This window comes from Ensifer adhaerens (assembly GCF_002940685.1).
In the GTDB taxonomy this organism is placed as follows: domain Bacteria; phylum Pseudomonadota; class Alphaproteobacteria; order Rhizobiales; family Rhizobiaceae; genus Ensifer; species Ensifer adhaerens_E.
This window is the reverse complement of record NZ_PNFP01000006.1, coordinates 358384-379974: the sequence shown is the minus strand read 5'-3', so window position 1 is coordinate 379974 and position 21591 is coordinate 358384. Positions and strand designations below refer to the sequence as shown.

Genomic DNA, 21591 nt, shown 5'->3' with positions numbered 1-21591 from the left:
CGATGGAAAAATACGCGTTCCGCATGCGGCTGAACTCGGGCATGGCTGCCGAATACAAGGCGCGGCACGACGCCATCTGGCCGGAACTGGCGACCCTCCTGAAGGAGGCCGGCGTCTCCGACTACTCCATCCATCTGGACGAGGAAACCAACCTGCTTTTCGGCGTGCTCTGGCGCACCGACGACCACCGTATGGCCGACCTGCCGTCCCATCCCATCATGCAGAAGTGGTGGGCCCATATGGCCGACATCATGGAAACCCGTGGTGATAACGAGCCGGTGGCGGTGGCGCTCACGACCGTCTTTCATATGGACTGATCGGATGCGGGTTGTTGGCGTCATCGATATCGGCAAGACGAATGCCAAGGTCGCGGCCGTTGATCTCGATCGTTTCGAGGAGATCGCTGTCCGCAAGACGGCGAATGCGGTGCTGACCGATGGTCCCTATCCGCACTTCGATATCGAGCGTCTCTGGGCCTTCGTACTGGAAAGCCTCGCGGCGCTGAATGCCGAATACGCCTTCGAGGCAATCTCCATCACCACCCATGGCGCGACGGCGGTCGTGCTCGATGCGTCCGGCAAGCTGGCGCTTCCGGTGCTGGACTATGAGCACGCCGGCCCCGACGGTCTAACCGCCGAATATGATGCGGTGCGGCCGCCGTTTTCCGAGACAGGCTCCGCCCGCCTGCCGATGGGCCTCAATGTCGGCGCTCAGCTCTATTGGCAGCAGAAGACCTTTCCGGGTGATTTTGCCAGGGTCGCTTCCATTCTGACCTATGCGCAGTATTGGACCTTTCGGCTGACGGGTACACTCTGCAACGAACTGACCTCGCTCGGTTGTCACACCGACCTCTGGAACCCGCGGGCCGGGACCTTCTCGTCCCTGGTCGAGCGCCAGGGCTGGATGCCGCTCTTTCCACCGGTGTTGAAGGCGAGCGATATCGCCGGTGCCTTGCGGCCGGAACTCTGTGCCGCAACCGGTATTGCCGAAGGCACGCCCGTCTCTTGCGGCATTCATGATTCCAATGCCTCGCTGCTGCCGCATCTTCTGACGCGGGCCTCGCCCTTCTCGGTTGTTTCTACCGGCACCTGGGTGGTGATGCTCGCGGTCGGCGCGGAACCGAAGCCGCTCGACGAGCGTCGCGATACGCTTGTCAACGTCAACGCATCAGGCGATCCCGTGCCCTCCGCCCGCTTCATGGGTGGCCGCGCCTTCCAGCTCCTGCTCGGGGAGGGCACGGTTCCCGTGCCGCCTGAGACGGAGGAGGCCGTTGCCTCGGCTCGGCACATGCTGCTGCCGTCGCTACCCGAGGGCTCAGGTCCCTTTCCGGGCCTGAAGGCGACGTGGACGACGCAGGAGCGGATGCTTAAGCCCGCCGAACGCTTCGTCGTCGTCTCGTTCCATCTGGCGCTGATGACGGCGACCTGTCTCGATCTCATCGGTGCGCGGGGCGACATCGTTGTCGAAGGGCCATTTGCCGCCAACGGCACCTACCTGCGCATGCTCGCGGCGGCGACCGGCCGGCCGGTCTTTGCCGATCCCCGGAATATCACGGGTACGAGCCTCGGTGCTGCATGCCTGGTTAAGGGTTCCAGGGTCCGGACCGGTGTCGAACCGCTCTTGGGGGAGGCGGCAGAGTGCCTCGTAGCCTATGCACAGGCATGGCAGAAAGCGACGCGGGAGCATGCGGACAAAGAAGAACGGCCGTAGAGCATCTGCCTTTGGCCGCAAGGATGCCTGGTTGTGTCAGTAAGAGACGCGCTCGATCCCGATCAAAACACGGAGCTGCGCTTTGCCGACCGGTTGTGCTCGATGTTGAGCACGATCGATACTGCCATCATTGTCAGGATTGCTGTGAGTGCGGCGCCGATGCCAAGAACAATCATTGTTCGTTTCCTGTAAGCGCATCGTCATGACGTCGCTTTTTCTGGTGCGAAGGTTTCCTCGCGCATCGAGCGCCCACTCCACTTTCGCTTCGATACGCGAGCGCAAGTCAAAGTACAATTCTAAACTCTTGTGATTGAGAACCTGTTGGTTTCGCGGGTGTTTATTACAGTTTTGTTGCAGCGCAAAAATAGCGGGCGAAAACACCCCGTGAATTTTAGTGAATCCGATTAGAGGCGAGGGACCGTTAACCTTCAAGCAAGGAATTAACCATAAACATGGTCCCACACGTCGGAATGGGATAATTCACAAGTCTCCTCAAGGCATGATGCCGCCCCGCCGTACCGGTTCCGGTCCGGTATCCATTCTTCACCGAATTTACTTGCGGGATGAACGACAGCAGACGCCACAGGCGGAGGCTGATCTCATCGATGTGGCGTGCACGTCCGGTGGACCGTGGCTCTCCCTTATGCTCCCCAGGCAAATTCCGAAAGCGCATTACCCGGGGATCAGCGTTGAGGCAGGAAGCATCGTCAGAACAGGCAAAAAAGGGCCAGGCAGGCAGCCTGCTGGAGCGCTTGCGTTTTGCCGGGCTCGATGATGAGAGCTGCAACCGCGTCCGGGATAACAGACAAAAACTTTCTCCCCGCATCGACCAGGCGCTTCGCGATCTTTTCCAGCGCCTCCAGACCTATCCCGACGCCGCCCGCCATTTCGACAGCGACCGCCAGATCGATCGCCTGCAGGACCTGCAGTCGTCGCACTGGAACGTGCTGACCGACGCACGCTTCGACGGACTTTATGCCGAGCGCATCAAGGTGCTCGCCGACACTGCCAGCCGCATGGGCCTCGACCCCCGCTGGCAGATGGCTAGCCATGCGGTCGTGCTCGAGCATCTCATCGTCGGGCTCATCGAGGAGGCCTGGCCGAAATCCTTTCTGCCGATGGGCAAGGCGCGCCGCCGCGAGCTTTGCGACCTCGTCGCCGCACTGGTGCGCACCACCTTTGTCGACAGCGAGATCGGCGTATCGCTCCGTTTCAATGCGCTTCGCCAGCAGCACCAGCGGCAGCTCGCCGAGCAGCGCAGCGCCGACGAACTGGAAGTCAAGATGCTCTTCGGCGACTTTGCCGAAGGCGTGAGCCAGGGCGATCTCGGCGCGCGACTGCCGGAAACGGCGGTAGAAGCCTATCAGCCGATCGTCGCCAGCCTGAATGCCGCACTCCAGCAGATCCAGCAAAGCCTACAGGCATCGGATCAGCGCAGCCAGGCCGCAGGGGCACTGGTCGAGCGTATGCGCGACGGCGCGGCAGCCTTCACGGACAAGGCGCGCGTCGAAGCCGAAGCGCTTTCCGGGCAGCTGGCGGCGCTTGCCGACATGGCCGGACGCATGGCGACCGGCTCGGGCCGGATCAGCGCCACGGAGACAAAAACCAACGAGACCCGCATTGCCGTCGAGCGCAGTGGCGAGATCGCCGGCCAGGCGATCACGGCCATGGCCGACATCGAAGCGTCTGCCGAAAAGATCGGCCAGATCATCGGCGTCATCGACGAGATCGCGTTCCAGACCAACCTCCTGGCGCTCAATGCCGGCATCGAGGCGGCGCGCGCCGGCGACAGCGGTCGCGGCTTCGCCGTCGTCGCCCAGGAGGTGCGCGCGCTGGCGCAGCGTTCCGGCGAGGCGGCGCGCGAGATCAAGCAACTGGTGAGCGGAACCAAGGCGCAGGTCGAGACCGGCGTCGAGATCGTCGGCCGCACCCAGGACGCGATCAGCAGCATCGTCGAGCAGGTGACATCGATCAATTCAGCCGTCTCCGGCATCGCCCGCGAAGCGGAGCAGCAGGTCGGCGACCTCCGGGGTGTTGCAGCCGGGATCGGCACGATTTCCCGGGGCGTCGAGGCAAGTGCCGCGCTGGCCGGCGATACCGTGCGCTCGTCCGACGATCTTCATACGGTCATCGTCGAACTCGGCGAGACGATCCGCCAGTTCCGCCTGGAGCGCCGTCATCCGGTTTCGCCGACACGCGCCGGGGGCGAGCCCTTCCGTCACGCTTCGGCCGTCGTCGACGAGCCGGCCGCGCTGCTGTTTGACGACGGGTTGCAGCGCCGGCTCGCCGGTTGGCAGCGCTGATTTCAAGGGCAGTAGAGAGTTAGCAGTCGAGGAAGACAGGAATGGCCAGCAAGAAGACCGCTCAGAAGACGCTCAGCCTCGCTCCGGTATTGGACCTGAACGAAGCGACGGCGCTGCACGAGAAGCTGCTCGCGCTCAAGGGCAGCGACATCGTGATCGACGCTTCCGCGGTCGAGCGGGTGGGCGCGCTCTGTGTCCAGGTGCTGATGGCCGGCGCCAAGACCTGGGAAGAAGATCATTTGTCTTTCACCTTCAGCAAGGTGTCGGACGCTTTCGAGAAAACGACACAGCTCATCGGGGTCGAGATCGACCACCTGGTGGCAAAGGAGATTTGAGAAATGAAGAAGCGAGTTCTGACGGTCGACGACTCCCGGACGATCCGAAACATGCTGCTGGTCACCTTGAACAATGCCGGTTTCGAAACGATCCAGGCCGAGGACGGCGTCGAGGGCCTTGAGGTTCTGGAAGAAGCCAATCCCGACGTGATCGTCACCGACATCAACATGCCGCGTCTCGACGGTTTCGGCTTCATCGAAGGCGTGCGCAAGAACGATCGTTATCGCGCCATTCCGATCCTGGTGCTGACCACCGAAAGCGACGCGGAAAAGAAGAACCGCGCGCGTCAGGCGGGAGCCACCGGCTGGATCGTCAAGCCGTTCGACCCGACCAAACTCATCGATGCAATCGAGCGCGTAACGGCCTGAAGTCCGGGGATAGCCTCCAATGGATATGAACGAAATCAAAGAGATCTTCTTCCAGGAATGCGAGGAACAGCTCGCCGAACTGGAATCGGGTCTGCTGAAGCTCAATGATGGCGATCGCGACCCGGAAACGGTCAATGCCGTTTTCCGTGCGGTGCACTCCATCAAGGGTGGCGCCGGCGCCTTCGGGCTGGACGACCTCGTCTCCTTCGCGCATGTGTTCGAGACGACCCTTGATTGCGTTCGTTCCAACAGGCTCGATCCCGGACCGGAAGTGCTGAAGGTGATGCTGAAGTCGGCCGACGTGCTCGCCGACCTGACCAACGCCGCCCGCGACGGCGGCAGCGTCGACGAAGCGCGCAGCCGCCAGCTCATCAAGGAACTCGAGGCGCTCGCAAACGGTGAAGTGCCGCAGGCTTCCGCAGCACCTGCCGAGCCGGTCGCCAAGCCCGTTGCCGCCGCGGCCCCGCCGCCGGTCAACGACGAAGGCTTCCAGCCGGTCGCCTTCTCCTTCGACGATTTCGATGCGGCCGAAGAGCCGCCGCTGATGGAAATGCCCACCTATGAGATCGTCTTCAAGCCGAAGTCCGATCTCTATGCCAAGGGCAACGAGGCAACGCTGCTTCTGCGCGACCTGTCCCGCCTCGGCGAGATGAGCATCCACTGCGACATGGGCGCACTGCCGACGCTCGACCGGCTGAGCCCTGAGAGCGCCTATTTCTTCTGGAAGATTTCGCTCAAGACCGACAAGGGCGAAGACGCGATCCGCACCGTCTTCGAATTTGCGGAGTGGGATTGCGATCTGGAGATTTCGCTCATCGAAGACGAGGTTGCGCAGCCGGGCGAAGAGCTGCCGATGCAGCCGGTTCCGTTCGACCTGTCGATCCTGGACGATGAGCCGGCGATATCGGTCGGTGTCGTCGAGGAGGAAGAACAGCTCGCTTCGCGCCAGCAGGATCGCGACGCTGCGGTTGCCGCCGCAGCCACGGCCAGCAACGTGCTGCAGATGGCGCAGTCCGCAACGCGTGCCCCGGCCGAGAAGGCGGCACCTGCAGCCAGCGCCGCCGCCCAGAGCGCTGCCGCGCAGCAGGCCGCCGCATCGGCTGCAACGCCGACCATTCGCGTCGATCTCGATCGCGTCGATCGCCTGATCAACCTCGTCGGCGAACTGGTCATCAATCAGGCGATGCTCTCGCAGAGCGTCGTCGAAAACGACACCAACGGCACGTCCTCGATCAATATGGGCCTCGAAGAGCTGCAGCAGCTCACCCGCGAGATCCAGGATTCGGTGATGGCGATCCGCGCGCAGCCGGTGAAGCCGGTGTTCCAGCGCATGTCGCGTATCGTTCGCGAAATCGCCGACATGACCGGCAAGTCGGTGCGCCTCATCACCGAAGGTGAAAACACCGAAGTCGACAAGACGGTCATCGACAAGCTCGCCGAGCCGCTGACCCACATGATCCGCAACGCGGTCGACCACGGTCTCGAAACGCCGGAAAAACGCCTTGCCGCCGGCAAGAGCGCCGAAGGCACGGTGCGCCTGACGGCGAAGCACCGTTCCGGCCGTATCGTAATCGAGCTTGCCGACGACGGCGCCGGCATCAACCGCGAGAAGGTGCGCCAGAAGGCGATCGACAACGACCTGATCGCCGCCGACGCCAATCTCTCGGATGAAGAGATCGACAACCTGATCTTCCACGCCGGCTTCTCGACGGCCGACAAGATCTCCGATATCTCCGGCCGCGGCGTCGGCATGGACGTGGTCAAGCGCTCGATCCAGGCGCTCGGCGGTCGCATCAACATTTCGTCGAAGCCGGGTCACGGCTCGGTCTTCACCATGAGCCTGCCGCTGACGCTCGCCGTCCTCGACGGCATGGTGGTGACGGTCGCCAACCAGACGCTCGTCGTGCCCTTGACCGCGATCGTCGAGACGCTGCAGCCGGAAGCCTCGGCGATCCACTCCTTCGGCGCCAACCAGCGGCTGATCTCGATCCGCAACTCCTTCTGCCCGCTCGTCGACGTCGGCCGCATCCTCAACTTCCGCGCCATCCAGGCGAACCCGGTCGAGGGCGTTGCGCTCCTGGTGGAATCGGAAGGCGGCGGCCAGCGCGCCCTGATGGTCGATGCGATCCAGGGGCAGCGCCAGGTGGTGATCAAGAGTCTCGAGGCCAACTATACCCACGTGCCGGGCATTGCTGCCGCGACCATTCTCGGCGACGGCCGCGTGGCGCTCATCCTCGATGTCGACGCGATCGTCGCTGCCTCGCGCGGGCAATCGCTGAAGCCTGAAATGTCACTTGCTGCTGCCGGATAATGCCAATGACCTATGCCGCAAAAAATCTGACGACGGACGGACGGGAGCTGATCGCTTTCCGGGTCGGCGCTCAGGAATTCTGCGTGAACATCATGTCGGTACGCGAGATCCGTGGCTGGACGCCTGCGACATCCATGCCGCATGCGCCATCCTATGTGCTCGGTGTCATCAACCTTCGCGGTGCCGTGCTGCCGATCGTCGATCTCTCGGCCCGGCTCGGCATGACGCCGGCCGAGCCGACCGTGCGTCACGTCATCATCGTCGCGCAGGTCAAGAGCCAGGTCGTCGGCCTTCTGGTCGACGCCGTCTCCGACATCCTGACCATTACCGACGACAAGATCCAGCCGACACCGGATGTCGTGTCGTCCGAGTTCGAAAAGAGCTTCGCCCGCGGCGTGCTCGCGATCGAAGGCCGGATGATCTGCCTCATCGAGCTGGAAGCCATCTTCCCGCAGGAAGAAAGGGAAGCCGCATGAGGAACCAGGTCGCATTCGAACAGAAGCTGTCGCCGGACGAGTGCCTTGCAAGTGGTGAGTATCCGTTGACCCGTCGCGATCTCAGCGAGATCGCCGCGATGATTTACGCGGACGCCGGCATCTATCTCAACGAGACCAAGGCGTCGCTCGTCTATTCGCGGCTGTCGAAGCATATCCGCAATCTCGGTCTCAAGGGTTTCCGCGAGTACTGCCAGCTGGTCTCCTCGCCCGCCGGTGCCGCCGCGCGCCGTGACATGCTTTCGCATCTGACGACGAACTTCACGCGGTTCTTCCGCGAGAACCATCACTTCGAGCACCTGAAGACCGACGTACTGCCGGAGCTGATTGCCCGTGCGAAGGCCGGTGGTCGGGTGCGCATCTGGTCGGCCGCCTGTTCGGACGGACAGGAGCCCTATTCGATCGCGCTCACGGTTCTGTCGCTGCTGCCGAATGCGGCCGACTACGACTTCCGCATCCTGGCGACCGACATCGACCCGAAGATCCTGGCGCTTGCCCGCGCCGGAGCCTACGACGCGACCGCGCTCGAAACCGTCAATCCGGCGATGCGCAAGCAATATTTCTCGGAGGTCAATGCCGGCGGCCGCTTCAAGTGGCAGGTCGACGATCGCGTCAAGCGTCTGATTACCTTCAACGAGCTGAACCTGATGGCGCAATGGCCGTTCAAGGGGCCGTTCGATGTCATCTTCTGCCGCAACGTCGTCATCTATTTCGACGAGCCGACGCAGATGAAGATCTGGTCGCGTTTCGCCGGCATGCTCAACACCGACGGTCATCTTTACATCGGCCATTCCGAGCGCGTGTCGGGCGACGCCAAGGCGCACTTCGACAACATCGGCATCACCACCTACCGCCATACCGGCAAGTTTCATGGAGGACGGGCATGACCGCTCCCGCTCGTGTTCTCGTCGTTGACGACTCCGCCACCATGCGTGGCCTGATCACCGCTGTCTTGAACGCCGATCCCGACGTGACCGTCGTCGGCCAGGCAGCCGACGCCATGGAAGCACGCCAGGCGATCAAGCAGCTCGATCCCGATGTCATCACCCTCGACATCGAAATGCCGAACATGAACGGCCTCGAATTCCTCGACAAGATCATGCGGCTGAGGCCCATGCCGGTCATCATGGTTTCGACGCTGACGCACAAGGGCGCCGAAGCGACGATCGCTGCGCTCGAAATCGGCGCCTTCGATTGCGTCGGCAAGCCGCATCCGGGCGACCCGCATCCCTTTGCCGGCCTCGTCGACAAGGTGAAGGCGGCCGCGCGTTCGCAGCGCAAGTTCATCATCACCGGCAACAAGATCGCAGGCTCTCCGGCGGCCGCCAATGGCAACACCGCCTCGGAGTATCGGGCCGGCCGCAAGATCGTCGCCATCGGCGCCTCGACCGGCGGCGTCGAAGCCCTGATCACGGTATTGCAGAAGTTCCCGGCCAATTGCCCGCCGACGGTCATCACGCAGCACATGCCGCACACCTTCACCAAGAGCTTCGCCGAGCGGCTGAACCGCCTCTGCGCGCCGACGGTGCAGGAGGCGACGGATGGGGCGCGGCTCGAAGTCGGCAAGGTCTATCTGGCGCCCGGCGGCGAGCGTCATCTGCAGGTCGCCAATGCGACGGCACCCTGCTGCCGCCTGGTCGACCGCGATCCGGTCAACGGCCATCGCCCTTCGGTCGATGTGCTGTTCGATTCCGTTGCCGAGCTTGCCGGCCGCAATGCGATCGGTGTCATTCTGACCGGCATGGGGCGCGACGGCGCCTCCGGTCTCCTGAAAATGCGGCATGCCGGAGCAAAGACCTTCGGCCAGAACGAAAAGACATGTGTCGTCTACGGCATGCCGAGAGTCGCCTATGAATTGGGCGCCGTTGAAACCCAGCTCCCCCTCGGTTCCATCGGGGAGGAGGTCCTGAAAGCAGCGGCGCTCCGCAAGGAAGGAAGCGAATAATGTCCATCGCCGAAAAAATCAAAGTTCTGATCGTCGACGATCAGGTGACGAGCCGCCTGCTCCTGGGTGACGCCCTGCAGCAGCTCGGCTTCAAGCAGATCACCGCCGCCGGTGACGGGGAGCAGGGCATGAAGATCATGGCCCAGAACCCGCACCATCTGGTGATCTCCGACTTCAACATGCCGAAAATGGACGGCCTTGGCCTGCTGCAGGCGGTCCGCTCCAACCCGGCGACGAAGAAGGCGGCCTTCATCATCCTGACGGCTCAGGGCGATCGTGCCCTCGTTCAGAAGGCGGCCGCGCTCGGTGCCAACAATGTTCTGGCCAAGCCCTTCACCATCGAAAAGATGAAGGCTGCGATCGAAGCCGTATTCGGGGCGCTCAAATGAACATGGAAGCCGCCGGCAAGCGCGTGCATGTCATTCAGGGCGAGTACAAGGTCTTCAACGATCCGAACATCGTGCTGTCGACCATTCTCGGTTCCTGCGTGGCAGCCTGCATGCGCGATCCCGTGGTCGGCGTCGGCGGCATGAACCACTTTCTGCTGCCCGGTTCCGCGACGTCGCCGACCTCCGGCGGCGATGCGACCCGCTACGGGGTTCACCTGATGGAGCTGCTCATCAACGGCCTCCTGAAGCAGGGCGCGAGGCGAGACCGTCTCGAAGCCAAGATCTTCGGCGGCGCCAAGACGATCGCGCGCTTCTCCAATGTCGGCGAGCAGAACGCCGCCTTCGCGCGCCAGTTCCTGCTCGACGAGGGCATCCGCATCGTCGGCGAGAGCACTGGCGGCGAGCATGGCCGCAAGCTCGAATACTGGCCGTCCAGCGGTCGCGCCCGGCAATACGCCCTGACCGGCGTCGAGGCCCAGCGCACCGTGCAGCTGGAGGAACGCCCGATCGTTGCGCCGAAGCCGGTCGAAAGCTCCATCGAATTCTTCTGATCCTGCGAGGCAGGCGCCTCGCAGGCCTGAAATACGACTTCTACCGAAGCCCCGAGCCACGTGAGACATACCGATGCAGACCGACTACAAGGGCCACATGCCGCACGTGGAAGAAGCGCTCCCCGAAGTGCTGATGCGCATTGTCACAGAACTGCATGACGTCGCCTATCTGATCGAGCGGATCGAACCGCAGCTCGCCGGCGACGAGGGCGTCGATGCGCTTGCGAACCCCGACAAGATGATGGTGCTGCAGGGCATCGACCTGGCTGTGCAGAAGACCCGCGGCCTTGCCGAGTTCATCGACACGATTACCGCGTCGATCCCGGACGCCTGGATGGTCGACGTCACCACGGCCGTCAATCTGGTGAAGCTTGCCGACATGAAAAAGGCACTTGGCAACGGCATGTTGCGCCACGGCCACTCGCAGCCGTTGACGAAGGCGGCCGGCGATTTCGAAGCGTTCTGACGCTCGCAAAGTGCATTCCCGGACGAGAATCTGAAAATACCCGTGTAAAATCAGCGGTTTACCGTGTCGTGCCCTGATGTGGCGACGGTCTTGCACGCCGATTTTTCCGCGCCGAGCAGCCCTTTCCGTGCCCGTGGATAAGTCCTGTCATGAAGCCTCAGCCGCTCCGGCAGGGCTCATCAGGCCAAGTTCGCGCAAGTTTCGTTTCCTACGGTCCGGATCGGGACTGGTGGATTCGCGCGCATTGGAAGTCGATACTCGGCATGTCGATACCCAGAAAACCCGAATGTTGGAACTGCGCAGGGCGCTCGGCCGATGACCGGCTCGAAGACCTTGCGATACTGGGTGCGGAAACAGAATGAGTCTGTTGGATCAACTCTCGACGTTCACGAAGAACCTGAGCAGTCTCGGGCAAGGCAAGCTGATTGCGCTGGCCGCGGCCGGCATTGTTGCGGTCGGCATGGTTCTCGGGGCCGGAATTTACGTCAACAGACCCTCGTTCGAGACGCTCTATGTCGGGCTCGAACGCAGCGATGTCACTCAGATCAGCATCGCGCTGGCCGAGGCCAACATCGACTTCAATGTCGGGGCTGACGGCGCCAGCCTCCAGGTTCCCGTTGGCATGACCAGCAAGGCGCGCCTGCTGCTCGCCGAGCGCGGCCTGCCGAGCAGCGCCAACGCCGGCTACGAACTCTTCGACAATGTCGGCTCGCTGGGCCTCACCTCCTTCATGCAGGAAGTGACCCGCGTGCGCGCGCTTGAAGGCGAAATCGGCCGCACCATCCAGCAGATTTCCGGCATTGCCGCCGCCCGCGTCCACATCGTGATGCCGGAGCGCGGCAGCTTCCGCAAGGCTGACCAGAATCCGACCGCCTCGGTCATGATCCGCGCCAGCGCCACGGTCGGCCGCAGCGCCGCCGCCTCGATCCGTCATCTCGTCGCCTCTTCCGTACCGGGGCTCGACGTCGACGACGTGACCGTGCTCGATTCGACCGGGCAGTTGCTCGCCTCTGGCGACGATCCGGCCAACAGCGCCCTCAACCAGTCGCTCGGCGTCGTTCAGAACGTCCAGACCGAGCTTGAGAAGAAGATCGACAATGCTCTGGCACCGTTCCTGGGCATGGACAACTTCCGCTCCAGCGTCACGGCGCGCCTCAACACCGATACGCAGCAGATCCAGGAAACGGTCTTCGATCCGGAATCGCGCGTCGAGCGCTCGACGCGCGTGACCAAGGAAGAGCAGAAATCCAGCCAGCAGCAGCCGGACAATGCCGCGACCGTGCAGCAGAACATTCCGCAGGCCGCTCCGACCGGCGGCGCCGGCCCGCGGTCGAGCGACGAAGCCGAGAAAAAAGAAGAGCAGACCAACTACGAAATCAACAGCAAGACGATCGCCACCGTCAAGAACAGCTACACGGTCGAGCGCCTCTCCGTCGCCGTCGTCGTCAACCGCGGCCGCCTGGCCGCGATGGTCGGCGAACCGGCCGACCAGGCGAAGATCGATGCCTATCTCGCCGACATGCAGAAGATCGTCGCTTCGGCCGCCGGCCTCGACACCAGCCGCGGCGATATCGTGACCCTGACCGCCATGGACTTCGTCGAGACGCAGTTGCTCGACCAAGCTGTCGCCGGTCCCGGCGTGATGGAGACGCTGACCCGCAACCTCGGCGGCATCATCAATGCCCTTGCCTTCATCGTGGTCGCCTTCCTGGTCGTCTGGATGGGCATGCGGCCGCTCGCCCGCCAGCTCGGTCTCGGCGGCAGTGCCGGCCAGATCCAGGGCGAAGCCGCGGGCCTCGAACTGCCGGACTTCTCACCGGCGAACGCTGGCGCCGGCGGAGCCCTCATGGACGGCTTCGGCTCGGACTTCGGGTTCGACAGCACCGACGACCTGCTCAACATGGGCGACGACGGCGGCTTCAACCGACGCGTCAAGGAAGGACCGGAACGGCGCCTGGCGCGCATGGTCGAGATCAGCGAAGAGCGCGCGGCCAAGATCCTGCGCAAGTGGGCTCTCGACAAAGCGGCCTGACAGACAGGAAACGCTTCGCGATTTCTTGCAGATCCCGCCCTTGTGGCGGGATTTTTCTTTGTCGTGGCACGCCTGTTCGCGCTGGCAGCGCGCTTTGATGTTCGGCGCAAATATTGCGGGAGTCTGGCTGCCGGTTTTGATCTGGCTTCGAAATTGCTTCAAGTTTCGAAGTGAGGCCGGCTGAGTCCCGCCGGCTGCCAGGATGGTAATACTTTAACGATATCTTAATTTATAGATTCGGCGCGCCCGCATGACGTGCATTCCACGCTGCCATCTACTATGCCGGATTCCGGCAATACAGAGTTCAGTGTAACTATATTAATGTTAATAGCCGGATTTATTCTATGAGTTTCACAATTTATATATCGATAAAATGAGCATTGTCTGAAAATCAGCTGGTGCATTTGAGCAACAGCTTCTGAAAACAAAGTATAATATCCCGCGAACTCAAAATTCCATGCGCGTGAAAAAGTGCCCTTTTTTGGGATGAAATCGCCCCATTTTCCGGCCGCGACCCGGCTGCCAATCCCGGTTCGGTCGTGGAAACGGTGGATTTTCGCGAGAAAAGCCTTTGTCTTTCAGCGTGTTGCGAGTTTGCTATGATTTGCGCGGTGGAGGAGGGGCTCCTGCAGGGTGTTTCGGTCACGAATCGCGACATGCCTGCGACGCGAAGTAAATAGCCAGAAGAGGGCGGTGTTTTTTTTCTCGTGCCGATGTACATTTTTAGCAGTTGATTCGCGTCCTGATCTGCGACTGGTGGTAATAATCGGCTTCGGCCGGCTGTTGGCGGCGGCAGCGCACATGCAGTTCCGGGATGTGGATCCGGCACAGGGGCTGAACTCATGGACATTTCGCAAGCAGACATTGCTGTCTGGCCTTTGCCGACGGCACCGACACGCGCACGCGGCGGCGCGTTTTCTCGCGATCAGCTCTTGCGACGACTGGGCGAAGTCGCCGGGCGGGGTGGTCTCGGTAGCGGCCTTTCGGCGCTGACGGAATATGTCGGCGCGAGCCATTATCTCCTGGCCCGCTACGATCTCTCGCAGGACAGCGGGCTCGACCATGTCGTCTGCTCGGATTGGCCCTTCGACGTCGTCCGGCGCCTTTCCGGCGTGATCACCGCCATTCATGCCAAGACCACCGAGCTGGAAAAGTGCCTCGCCGTGCTGCAGCCGTGTTTTCATGCGCTGCCTGATGATATCGAACTGCCGCGCGGCATCAGCCGCGAATATTGCGCAATCACCTTCAACGTCGGGCGGCTGCGTTTTTCCCTGATGCTGCTGGTCCCGGATGACGTGATCCTGTCGCAGGAGAATCTGCGCGACGTCACGCTCCTGGCAGGGTACCTGGCGAGCTTCACCACGCGCGCCGAGGTCCGCCATGACCGGGACTTCGAGCTTACGGAGCGCGAGCTGGAGTGCCTGTTCTGGATTGCCGAAGGCAAGACGAGCGAAGAGATCGCGGTGATCCTCGGCATCTCGCGAAATACCATCAACAACTACATCACCAGCGTCATGCGCAAGACCGCGACCAGGACGCGGTCGGAAGCGATTGCCTACGCGGTGCGCAATAATCTTGTGTGAGGGACGGACGCGATGACGCATTTTCTTGGCGGCGGGCGGATCGAGGACGAGCAGAAGCTCGCAAGGAACGGCAATCGCGCCGCGCGCGCAGCCACATTGGTCACGCGCCTGCAGGCCATGCAGCGCCAGATCAACGCCAAGAACTTCGCGGTCCTGCGCCTCAATGGCAAGGGGACAGGCGGTGCACGAAAGCTCACCTGTGTCCTCGACAACTGGGGTGTCGCGGCCGAGGCGAACGCCCATGATCTCGTCACGGCCTATGGCGAAGAGCTGGTTGCCCATCTCGACCAGTCATTGCTGCCGATCCTTTGGAACGGCGCCGGCGAGCACCAGGCGGCCGAACTCTCCGACCTTGCACCGTTTGCCCATCGCCTGAAGGGCCGCAAGCTGTCCTATTCCGGCATCGCCTTTCCCGTCAGGCTCGGCGCCCAGGGCAACGGCTATGTCGTCTTCGCCGGCAGCTATGTCGATGCCACCACCGAGCAGGTCGTCGATCTGCACGGCCGCAGTTGCATGATCATGACGGACCTTCTGGCGGCCGACGAGAAGCGCGTCGCGCCGGCGGAAACCTTGAGCGACCGCGAGATCGCCTGTCTGCAGATGGCCGGCGACGGTCACATCAGCGAAGAGATCGCCGAGCGCATGGGGCTTTCGGTCCATACGGTCAACGCCTATCTGGGTGCTGCGACGACGAAGCTCGATTCGGTCAACCGCATCCAGGCGATCGCCAAGGCGATCCGCCTCGGCTACATCAGCTAGCTGTCAACAGACCGATCGCACCTGCCTCAAGGCGACGGTTCCGACGGGATAAAACCCGGCGGCTGCCGTCACGCGGTCGCTTGAGGCCTGATCCGAACGGCGCTTCAGCTTGCCAGCGGCAACTCATAGGACTTGATGAATTTCGCCTCGGCCAGGCTCCGCGCCAGGAAGGCCGTGTTTTCGTCCGGGTCGGACGAGGGGGTCTGGAAATTGATATGGCTGATCTCGATCCCGGCCGTCTCGTTGCCAAGCGACAGGCGGACATAGATGGTCACACCGCGTGGTTTCAGTTCGAGGTCGAGCACGATTTCCGGCTCGCAGTCCCAATCCAGATTGTAGTTGCCGCCGAGGCCGAAATTGACCGTGCCGGGTAGAAAATAGAGCTCGGCCGCCGATTCGACGAGGTCAGCAAGGCTGGCATAGGACTCGAACCGCAACAGCGCGATGAAATCGGCGGCGTCGATCAGACGCAGTTCGGTCGCCACGGGGCGAATTGCTTCAGCTACGATCTGTTCTCGCTTTTCGGAGAATTCGCACTTTTTCATCGGAGTTATGTCATCCGTTTTGGTTGCGACGCATGCACCCGGTGAATGAGTTCGGCAACAGCCTTGTAAAACACCGGTGGAATCACACTATCCACCGAGACTTGTGCAAACATGGAGCGTGCAAGCGGCGGGTCCTCGAAGACGGGAACGCCGTTTTTCTCTGCGATTTCACGGATCTTGAGGGCAACCAGGTCCTGCCCCATCGCCACGACGATGGGCGCGTCGCTCTCCTCTCGGACATAACGCAGCGCGACGGCATAGTGGGTCGGGTTGGCGATCACGAGCGTGGCGCGCGGCACCGACGAAATCATGCGCTTGCGCGCCCGGTCGCGCTGCATCGAACGCAGGCGCGACTTGACGATCGGATCGCCCTGCGCCTGTTTCATTTCCTCCTTCACTTCCTGCTTGGTCATCATCAGTTCGGTGTACCAATGATGCCGCGACCAGAAGAGGTCGGCGATCGCCAGCACTGCGGTCGCAAGCAGAATGACGATCATGATCTCGTTGAGGTCGTTCGCCATCGTCGCAAACATCGTGACCGGGTCGGAAAACATCAGGTCGAGCGTGGCGAAGTAGTCGTTCCAGAGCACCAGAACGACGACGACCGACACGATGATGATCTTGAACAGCGACTTGCCGAATTCGACCAGGCCCTGGATGCCGAAGATCCGCTTGAGGCCCGCCATCGGCGAAACCCGGTTGAACTTGGGCGCAATACGGTCAAGAACCGGCCGAGGCAGGTTCTGGAAGATTGAGGCGCCGACGCCGAAGACGATGAGCAGGACGAAGACCGGGACGACGAGGGCCGTCGATTTCCAGACGAGATGGGTGATCAGCGCCACCACGTCGGTGGCGTTTTCCAGCCGCCAGGCCTCCGGTTGCTCGAAGATGTCCTTGAGCGCCTCGGTGAGGGTGGCGACGCCATCGGTCAGGAAGAAAACGAAGAAAATGTAGATCGCGAGCGTCGATGCGAACATCGTGGCCTCGCGCGAGAAGGGCACGTTGCCCTTATCCGCTGCGTCGGAGATCTTCTTCTCTGACGGGGCCTCTGTTTTGCTGTCTTTATCCTGATCGTCCGACATGAGACAGGATGGCTCCCGGTTCCTCTACGGCGACGCGCGTCCCGGCGGACATGCGTTCAAGCTTGCGCTTCCTGTAGTGGACCCAGTGCGGGAGCCAGGCAAGAGTTGAGCCCCGGCATTCACCGGGGCTCAACAGAAATTAGCCTTTGCGGAGCGGTCGACCGGCCGCTTTGTGCCGCTCATCGGACGAAGGCGGACCTCAGGCCGCCTGGACGTCCTTTTCCTTGAGTTCGAGCTGTCCGTTCGCGGCCAGGCGAATGGCTTCCTGCGTGATCGAGCGCCGCGCAATGGCGATGTCGCGCGGATTGATGCCGGCATCGCCCATGGCGAGATCGGACTCGATCATGCGGCGCTGGCGCGCGCCGATCGAGGCGAGCACCGATTCGCGCAGTTCCGACGTCGAGCCGCGCAGCGCCATCGTGATGATGTCGGTCGACACGTCGTTGAAAAGCTGAACGCGGCTGCGCTGCGGCATGTAGAGCACGTCGTCGAAGAGGAAGATCTTCGGGCGAACCTTGTTGGCCGAAGCGGTGCTGAGCGATTCGAGCGAGGCGAGCAGCGTATCGACCTGCGGCTTGTCGAGTTCGTTCATCACCTCGGCGATCTTGGCCGGGCCCGCCGAGTTGCGTTCCGCTTCCATCTCGCCGATCATTTCCATCACGCGGTTCTCGATGATCGCCGCGGCCTTCGGGTTGACGTCCTTCATGTTGACGGCGCGCTTCAGGATGTCCGGTCGCTGTTCTTCGGACAGCTGCAGCAGCACCTTGGCGCCGAAGCTCGACGGCATCATCGAAAGAACGTAGGCGATCGTCTGCGGATGTTCCTTGGCAAGCTGTACGGAAACGGCCACCGGGTCGCATTCCTGCAGGCGGTCCCAGATGTTGGCTTCATAGGACTGGAACGTGGCGCGACGGCCGAGCAGGCCGTCGACTTCGTCCGGCGTCAGGCCTTCCTCGAGAATGCTCTCGATCGCCTTGGCGTTGTCCATGAGGCCGGCACCCTCTGTGAAGAGGTCTTCGAACTCGTTGACGAGCGCTTCGAGTTCATGCGGTGGAATGGCGCGCAGCGACTGCGCCGACGCGATGATCGACTGCAGTTCGCTCTGGGTGAAGAATTTCAGCAGTTTGCTGGCGACGCCCTTGCCCATGGCAAGCAGAACGGCCGCCGCCTTGTCCGTCTGGCTGAGCGGCCTTGATAGCGCCTGAGCCTCGAAACTTTCGAAATCCATCATGGATTCATCCTTCGCCCAATCATTGGGCCCTACGACTTCTTATTGCCCTTGATCTCGATGAGTTTGACGCCGAAGCGGGTATCGTCGCCTTCGAGAACGGTAATTTCGCCACGGCCGATCACCCGACCGTTGACCATGATCTCCACCGGCTCGCCGATGCGGCGATCCAGCGCGATCGTTGCGCCTTCGCTGAGGTTCATGAGGCCTGAAACCTGCATCCGGCTCGAGCCGAGCACGATCTGGACGTCGATCGGAATGTCCATGATCAGGTCGAGATTGGCGTTCATGCCGCTGCCGGGCGGGGTATCGACGGCCACATCAGCGCTGTCGAAGGACGTCGCGGCAAAATCCGTGCCGCCGAAATCGCTCGTCGCGGCCGGGCCGCCGAGATCGGCGCCAAAGTCGCTGGAGCCAAAATCGCCGCCGAATGCGTCGAGACCGCCCGCTGCCGGTGCGCCAAAGTCGCTGCCGAAATCGCTCGTGCCAAGCGTTTCGCCGCCGAATTCCGAGCCGAACGCTGCAGGCGTGTCGGAATCCTGTTTCAGGACACCGCGCAGGTCGTTGATCGCCTGGTCGAGTTCCATGTCTCCGACAGCGGCTTCGGCCTGTTCGTTGATGGGTGCTTTCTTGGGTGCCATGTGAGAACTATTCCAGTTGAAGCTTGCCTCAGGCATGCTGCGCGTGCGCGGCAGGCCGATTTAACTCATGATGTGGCGAAGGATGTCCTGTTCGGATCCGTGCGTATCCTTGACCCGAACCGTATATTTCGATCCGGCGCGCCCGAATTCGCAGACATAAAGGTCGCGGCCATTGGCGTTGACGTCGACGCGAACGTCCTGGGCGTCGAGGAAAGGGATGACGTCGCCCGGTTGCAGGCGGCTGATCGTATCGAGCGTCAGGCTTTCGAGCCGGATGCGCGCCTCGATCGTCACCGCCGAACGGCGAACCTGTTCCTCCAGCTGCTCGGTCCACTCGGCTTTCGCCTTGCGCTGCTGTCCGCCCTTGGGGAAGACGATCGAGGTCTTCAGAAGTACGCTTTGCGGAACGATGACCGAGAATGTGGAAAGCACCGGGCCGAAGCCGATCGTCATGTCGATGGCGCCGGCATGGACGTCCTCGATCATCGGATCGGGCTTGGGCCGGGCCGTGCTGTTGAGCGGGCGCTCGACGATCGGCTCGAAGCCGCCAGGGGCATTGACGGCCGTGCGCAGCACATCGGCGATCTTTTCGATGAGCGGCACGGCCACGTCGATCTCGATCGGGGACAGTGCGCGCGGCTGCGGTTCCTCGATCCCGGCCGGCTCGGCACCAAGCAGCGCCTCCACCAGAGCGATGATGATCGGGCTGTCGCAGCCGATCTGAAAGTCCGTGCACCAGTTGCGCAGCGAAACCTCGCTGATGAGCACGCCCGTGCCCATCGTCGAGATCAACTCGCGGCGCATCCCGGTCCGGTGGCCGGCATAGCCGATGGTGATGTCGAGACCCGTCTCCGCCCGGCAGATATCCGGCAGGAATTCGCTGAAGACCTGGCCGAGTTCGAGGGCCAGCCGGCCGATCACCCGGTCGTCGCCCAGCGCGCCGGTCATGCGCGCCAGGAGTTTCCGGTCGAATGCGTGAACGTTGGATGTCGGGGAAGTCATGGAATCAAGCCGCCTTGCTTTCGCCGCCGCCACCGGGGTTCATCATTTCCTGCTCGACCGCGTCGATCGACGGACGCTCGTAGGCCGAGATGGTCTTGCGGCCATATTCGAGAGCGACCTGCGGAACCGAGCCGTTCATGTAGGCAAGCAGCGTCTGCTTGACGATGACGTAGAGACGGTTCTGCTTCTCGCGCACCGATTTGACGTTGGCGACGAGCGGCGCGACGATCGAATAGGATAGGAACACGCCGAGCAGGGTGCCGACGAGGGCGGCTGCGATCTTGGCGCCCAGAACTTCCGGCGCTTCGCTGATCGCGCCCATCGCCTTGATGACACCGAGAACGGCCGCGACGATACCGATCGCCGGGAAGGCGTCGCCCATCGTCGTCAGTGCGTGGTAGCACTTCATCTTGTCGTGGGTGATGGTCTGGATTTCCTCGTCCATCAGCGCTTCGATCTCGTGCGAGCGGGCGTTGCCGATGATGATCAGGCGCACGTAATCGCAGATGAAGGCGGTCAGTTCCTTGTTCTTCAGAACCGTCGGGGCCGACTGGAAGATCGAGGATTCCTCGGGGTTGTCGATGTGGCTTTCGATCTCGTTGCGCGACTTCGTGCGCAGGTCCCGCATCAGCGAGTAGAGAACGCCGAGCGTGTCGAGATACTCGCGCTCCTTCGGCACCTTGTGGCGAAAGGCTTCGCCGAGGGCCTTGCCGGTATCCTTCACCACCTTCATGGAGTTGGCCATGATGAAGCCGCCGACGCCGGCGCCACCGATGATCAGCAGCTCGAAGGGCTGGTTGAGGACTTCCATGTGGCCGCCCATCGCCAGATAGCCGCCGAGGATACAGCCGAACGTCACAAGAAGCCCGATGATGATGTTCATATTCGATACCTGTCGCGATCTTATTTTCCGCTAACGGGATACGGTTTCATCCTTGCGTGAGGCTGGCCGGCACTGGCGATGGGGCCGCCTGTCGGAACAGGTTCGCGCAAGGCTGTCCGGTCAGGATTTGTCAGGGCAGGCCTAAGGGGCCGCCTGTCTCATTCCGGCAGGGGCGGAGCGATCGTGACCACGACCTATACGAGCTACAAGCTGATAACGGCCGACTTGACGAAGTCGCTTGCCCGCGTTGCCGAGCAGCCGGACGTGGCGCGCGAGACCGAGTACTATCTCTCGAAGATCGGCGACGTCAAAACGATCGACGACTTCTTCGCCGATTCCAGGCTCTACAATTACGCGATGAAGGCGCATGGCCTCGAAGACATGGGTTATGCCAAGGCCTTCATGCGCAAGGTACTGACCGAAGGCGTCGACAACGAGGATGCCTTTGCCAACAAGCTGACCGACAGCCGCTACAAGCAGCTGGTCGAATCGCTGAACTTCGCCGCTCACGGCAGCGCCGCCACGTCCTTCGACCGGGCACAAAAGGGCGTTGCGGAAAAATACACCCGCCAGACCCTGGAGCAGGACGCAGGCGAAGAGAATGCCGGCGTCAGGCTCGCGCTCTATTTTTCGCGCATGGCGCCGACGATCGACAGCGGCTACGCCATCATCGCCGACGAGGCCCTGGCGCAGGTGGTGCGCACGGCCCTGCAGCTGCCGGACGAATTCGCCGCAACCAATGTCGATCGTCAGGCCGAGGCCTATGAACAGGCGCTCGACTTCAAGGACTTCCAGGATCCGACCAAGGTGACCGAGTTTCTCGACCGGTTCACCGCGCTCTGGGAAACCAAACATTCAACGGACGGTTACGATCCGCTCGCGGTCTTCGGCTCATCGAGCGGCTACGGCATTTCTTCCGATCTTCTCCTGTCCATCAACAGCCTGAAACTCGGGGGAAACTGA

General features: G+C 62.2%; 22 protein-coding genes. 16 read left to right on the top strand and 6 right to left on the bottom strand.

Annotated features, from left to right (window positions below; genetic code table 11):
- Positions 1 to 2 precede the first annotated feature (2 nt).
- From rhaM to visR, 15 genes are all read left to right on the top strand, one after another.
- Positions 3 to 317 carry an L-rhamnose mutarotase gene (rhaM, locus tag C1A35_RS14720; RefSeq protein ID WP_104665025.1) on the top strand — a complete coding sequence of 105 codons (315 nt, stop codon included), beginning with the start codon at positions 3 to 5 and terminating at the stop codon, positions 315 to 317.
- Positions 318 to 321: 4 nt separating this feature from the next.
- A complete protein-coding gene (locus tag C1A35_RS14715) occupies positions 322 to 1710 on the top strand; it encodes an FGGY-family carbohydrate kinase (RefSeq protein ID WP_104665024.1) in 1389 nt (462 codons plus the stop codon).
- Positions 1711 to 2399: 689 nt separating this feature from the next.
- On the top strand, positions 2400 to 4013 hold the full coding sequence (locus tag C1A35_RS14710; protein WP_104665023.1) for a globin-coupled sensor protein: 1614 nt from the start codon (positions 2400 to 2402) through the stop codon (positions 4011 to 4013).
- A gap of 41 nt (positions 4014 to 4054) precedes the next feature.
- Positions 4055 to 4348 (top strand): STAS domain-containing protein, encoded by a 294-nt coding sequence (locus C1A35_RS14705; protein WP_104665022.1) that lies wholly within the window; start codon positions 4055 to 4057, stop codon positions 4346 to 4348.
- 3 nt (positions 4349 to 4351) lie between these two features.
- Positions 4352 to 4717, top strand: a complete 366-nt coding sequence (locus C1A35_RS14700) for a response regulator (RefSeq protein ID WP_025425897.1) — start codon at positions 4352 to 4354, stop codon at positions 4715 to 4717.
- Between the two features lie 19 nt (positions 4718 to 4736).
- Positions 4737 to 7028: a chemotaxis protein CheA gene (locus C1A35_RS14695; protein ID WP_104665021.1), complete on the top strand. Its 2292-nt coding sequence runs from the start codon at positions 4737 to 4739 to the stop codon at positions 7026 to 7028.
- A 5-nt stretch (positions 7029 to 7033) separates the two neighbouring features.
- Positions 7034 to 7504 (top strand): chemotaxis protein CheW, encoded by a 471-nt coding sequence (locus tag C1A35_RS14690; RefSeq protein ID WP_104665020.1) that lies wholly within the window; start codon positions 7034 to 7036, stop codon positions 7502 to 7504.
- Positions 7501 to 8409, top strand: coding sequence for a protein-glutamate O-methyltransferase CheR (cheR, locus tag C1A35_RS14685; protein WP_104665019.1), 909 nt, complete (start codon positions 7501 to 7503; stop codon positions 8407 to 8409). Before C1A35_RS14690 ends, cheR begins: the two co-directional genes overlap by 4 nt.
- Positions 8406 to 9467 (top strand): protein-glutamate methylesterase/protein-glutamine glutaminase, encoded by a 1062-nt coding sequence (locus C1A35_RS14680; RefSeq protein ID WP_104665018.1) that lies wholly within the window; start codon positions 8406 to 8408, stop codon positions 9465 to 9467. Before cheR ends, C1A35_RS14680 begins: the two co-directional genes overlap by 4 nt.
- Complete coding sequence (locus tag C1A35_RS14675; protein ID WP_025425902.1) at positions 9467 to 9856, top strand: response regulator; 390 nt, start codon at positions 9467 to 9469, stop codon at positions 9854 to 9856. The genes C1A35_RS14680 and C1A35_RS14675 overlap by 1 nt, the downstream gene beginning before the upstream one ends.
- Entirely contained in the window at positions 9853 to 10407 is a 555-nt protein-coding gene (cheD, locus tag C1A35_RS14670) for a chemoreceptor glutamine deamidase CheD (protein ID WP_104665017.1), read from the top strand. Before C1A35_RS14675 ends, cheD begins: the two co-directional genes overlap by 4 nt.
- 73 nt (positions 10408 to 10480) lie before the next feature.
- Positions 10481 to 10873, top strand: a complete 393-nt coding sequence (cheT, locus tag C1A35_RS14665) for a chemotaxis protein CheT (RefSeq protein ID WP_104665016.1) — start codon at positions 10481 to 10483, stop codon at positions 10871 to 10873.
- Between the two features lie 358 nt (positions 10874 to 11231).
- The gene (gene fliF / locus C1A35_RS14660; RefSeq protein ID WP_104665015.1) at positions 11232 to 12905 is read left to right on the top strand and encodes a flagellar basal-body MS-ring/collar protein FliF; all 1674 of its coding nucleotides are present in this window, start codon (positions 11232 to 11234) and stop codon (positions 12903 to 12905) included.
- A gap of 842 nt (positions 12906 to 13747) precedes the next feature.
- Positions 13748 to 14488, top strand: coding sequence for a transcriptional regulator VisN (gene visN, locus C1A35_RS14655; protein ID WP_104665014.1), 741 nt, complete (start codon positions 13748 to 13750; stop codon positions 14486 to 14488).
- A gap of 12 nt (positions 14489 to 14500) precedes the next feature.
- Positions 14501 to 15247, top strand: a complete 747-nt coding sequence (gene visR, locus C1A35_RS14650) for a transcriptional regulator VisR (protein ID WP_104665013.1) — start codon at positions 14501 to 14503, stop codon at positions 15245 to 15247.
- A gap of 104 nt (positions 15248 to 15351) precedes the next feature.
- Here visR and C1A35_RS14645 read toward each other — a convergent pair whose 3' ends face one another.
- The 6 genes from C1A35_RS14645 to motA all read right to left on the bottom strand — a co-directional run bounded on the left by C1A35_RS14645 (position 15352) and on the right by motA (position 20628).
- On the bottom strand, positions 15352 to 15792 hold the full coding sequence (locus tag C1A35_RS14645; protein ID WP_104665012.1) for a hypothetical protein: 441 nt from the start codon (positions 15790 to 15792) through the stop codon (positions 15352 to 15354).
- A 5-nt stretch (positions 15793 to 15797) separates the two neighbouring features.
- Entirely contained in the window at positions 15798 to 16874 is a 1077-nt protein-coding gene (gene flhB, locus C1A35_RS14640) for a flagellar biosynthesis protein FlhB (RefSeq protein ID WP_104665011.1), read from the bottom strand.
- A gap of 199 nt (positions 16875 to 17073) precedes the next feature.
- Positions 17074 to 18105: a flagellar motor switch protein FliG gene (gene fliG, locus C1A35_RS14635; RefSeq protein WP_104665010.1), complete on the bottom strand. Its 1032-nt coding sequence runs from the start codon at positions 18103 to 18105 to the stop codon at positions 17074 to 17076.
- Between the two features lie 29 nt (positions 18106 to 18134).
- The gene (gene fliN / locus C1A35_RS14630) at positions 18135 to 18743 is read right to left on the bottom strand and encodes a flagellar motor switch protein FliN (RefSeq protein WP_199772936.1); all 609 of its coding nucleotides are present in this window, start codon (positions 18741 to 18743) and stop codon (positions 18135 to 18137) included.
- Positions 18744 to 18803: 60 nt separating this feature from the next.
- Positions 18804 to 19745 (bottom strand): FliM/FliN family flagellar motor switch protein, encoded by a 942-nt coding sequence (locus C1A35_RS14625; RefSeq protein ID WP_104665077.1) that lies wholly within the window; start codon positions 19743 to 19745, stop codon positions 18804 to 18806.
- 4 nt (positions 19746 to 19749) lie between these two features.
- Entirely contained in the window at positions 19750 to 20628 is an 879-nt protein-coding gene (gene motA / locus C1A35_RS14620) for a flagellar motor stator protein MotA (RefSeq protein WP_077962369.1), read from the bottom strand.
- A 183-nt stretch (positions 20629 to 20811) separates the two neighbouring features.
- Between motA and C1A35_RS14615 the strand changes: the two genes are divergently transcribed.
- On the top strand, positions 20812 to 21591 hold the full coding sequence (locus C1A35_RS14615; RefSeq protein ID WP_104665008.1) for a DUF1217 domain-containing protein: 780 nt from the start codon (positions 20812 to 20814) through the stop codon (positions 21589 to 21591).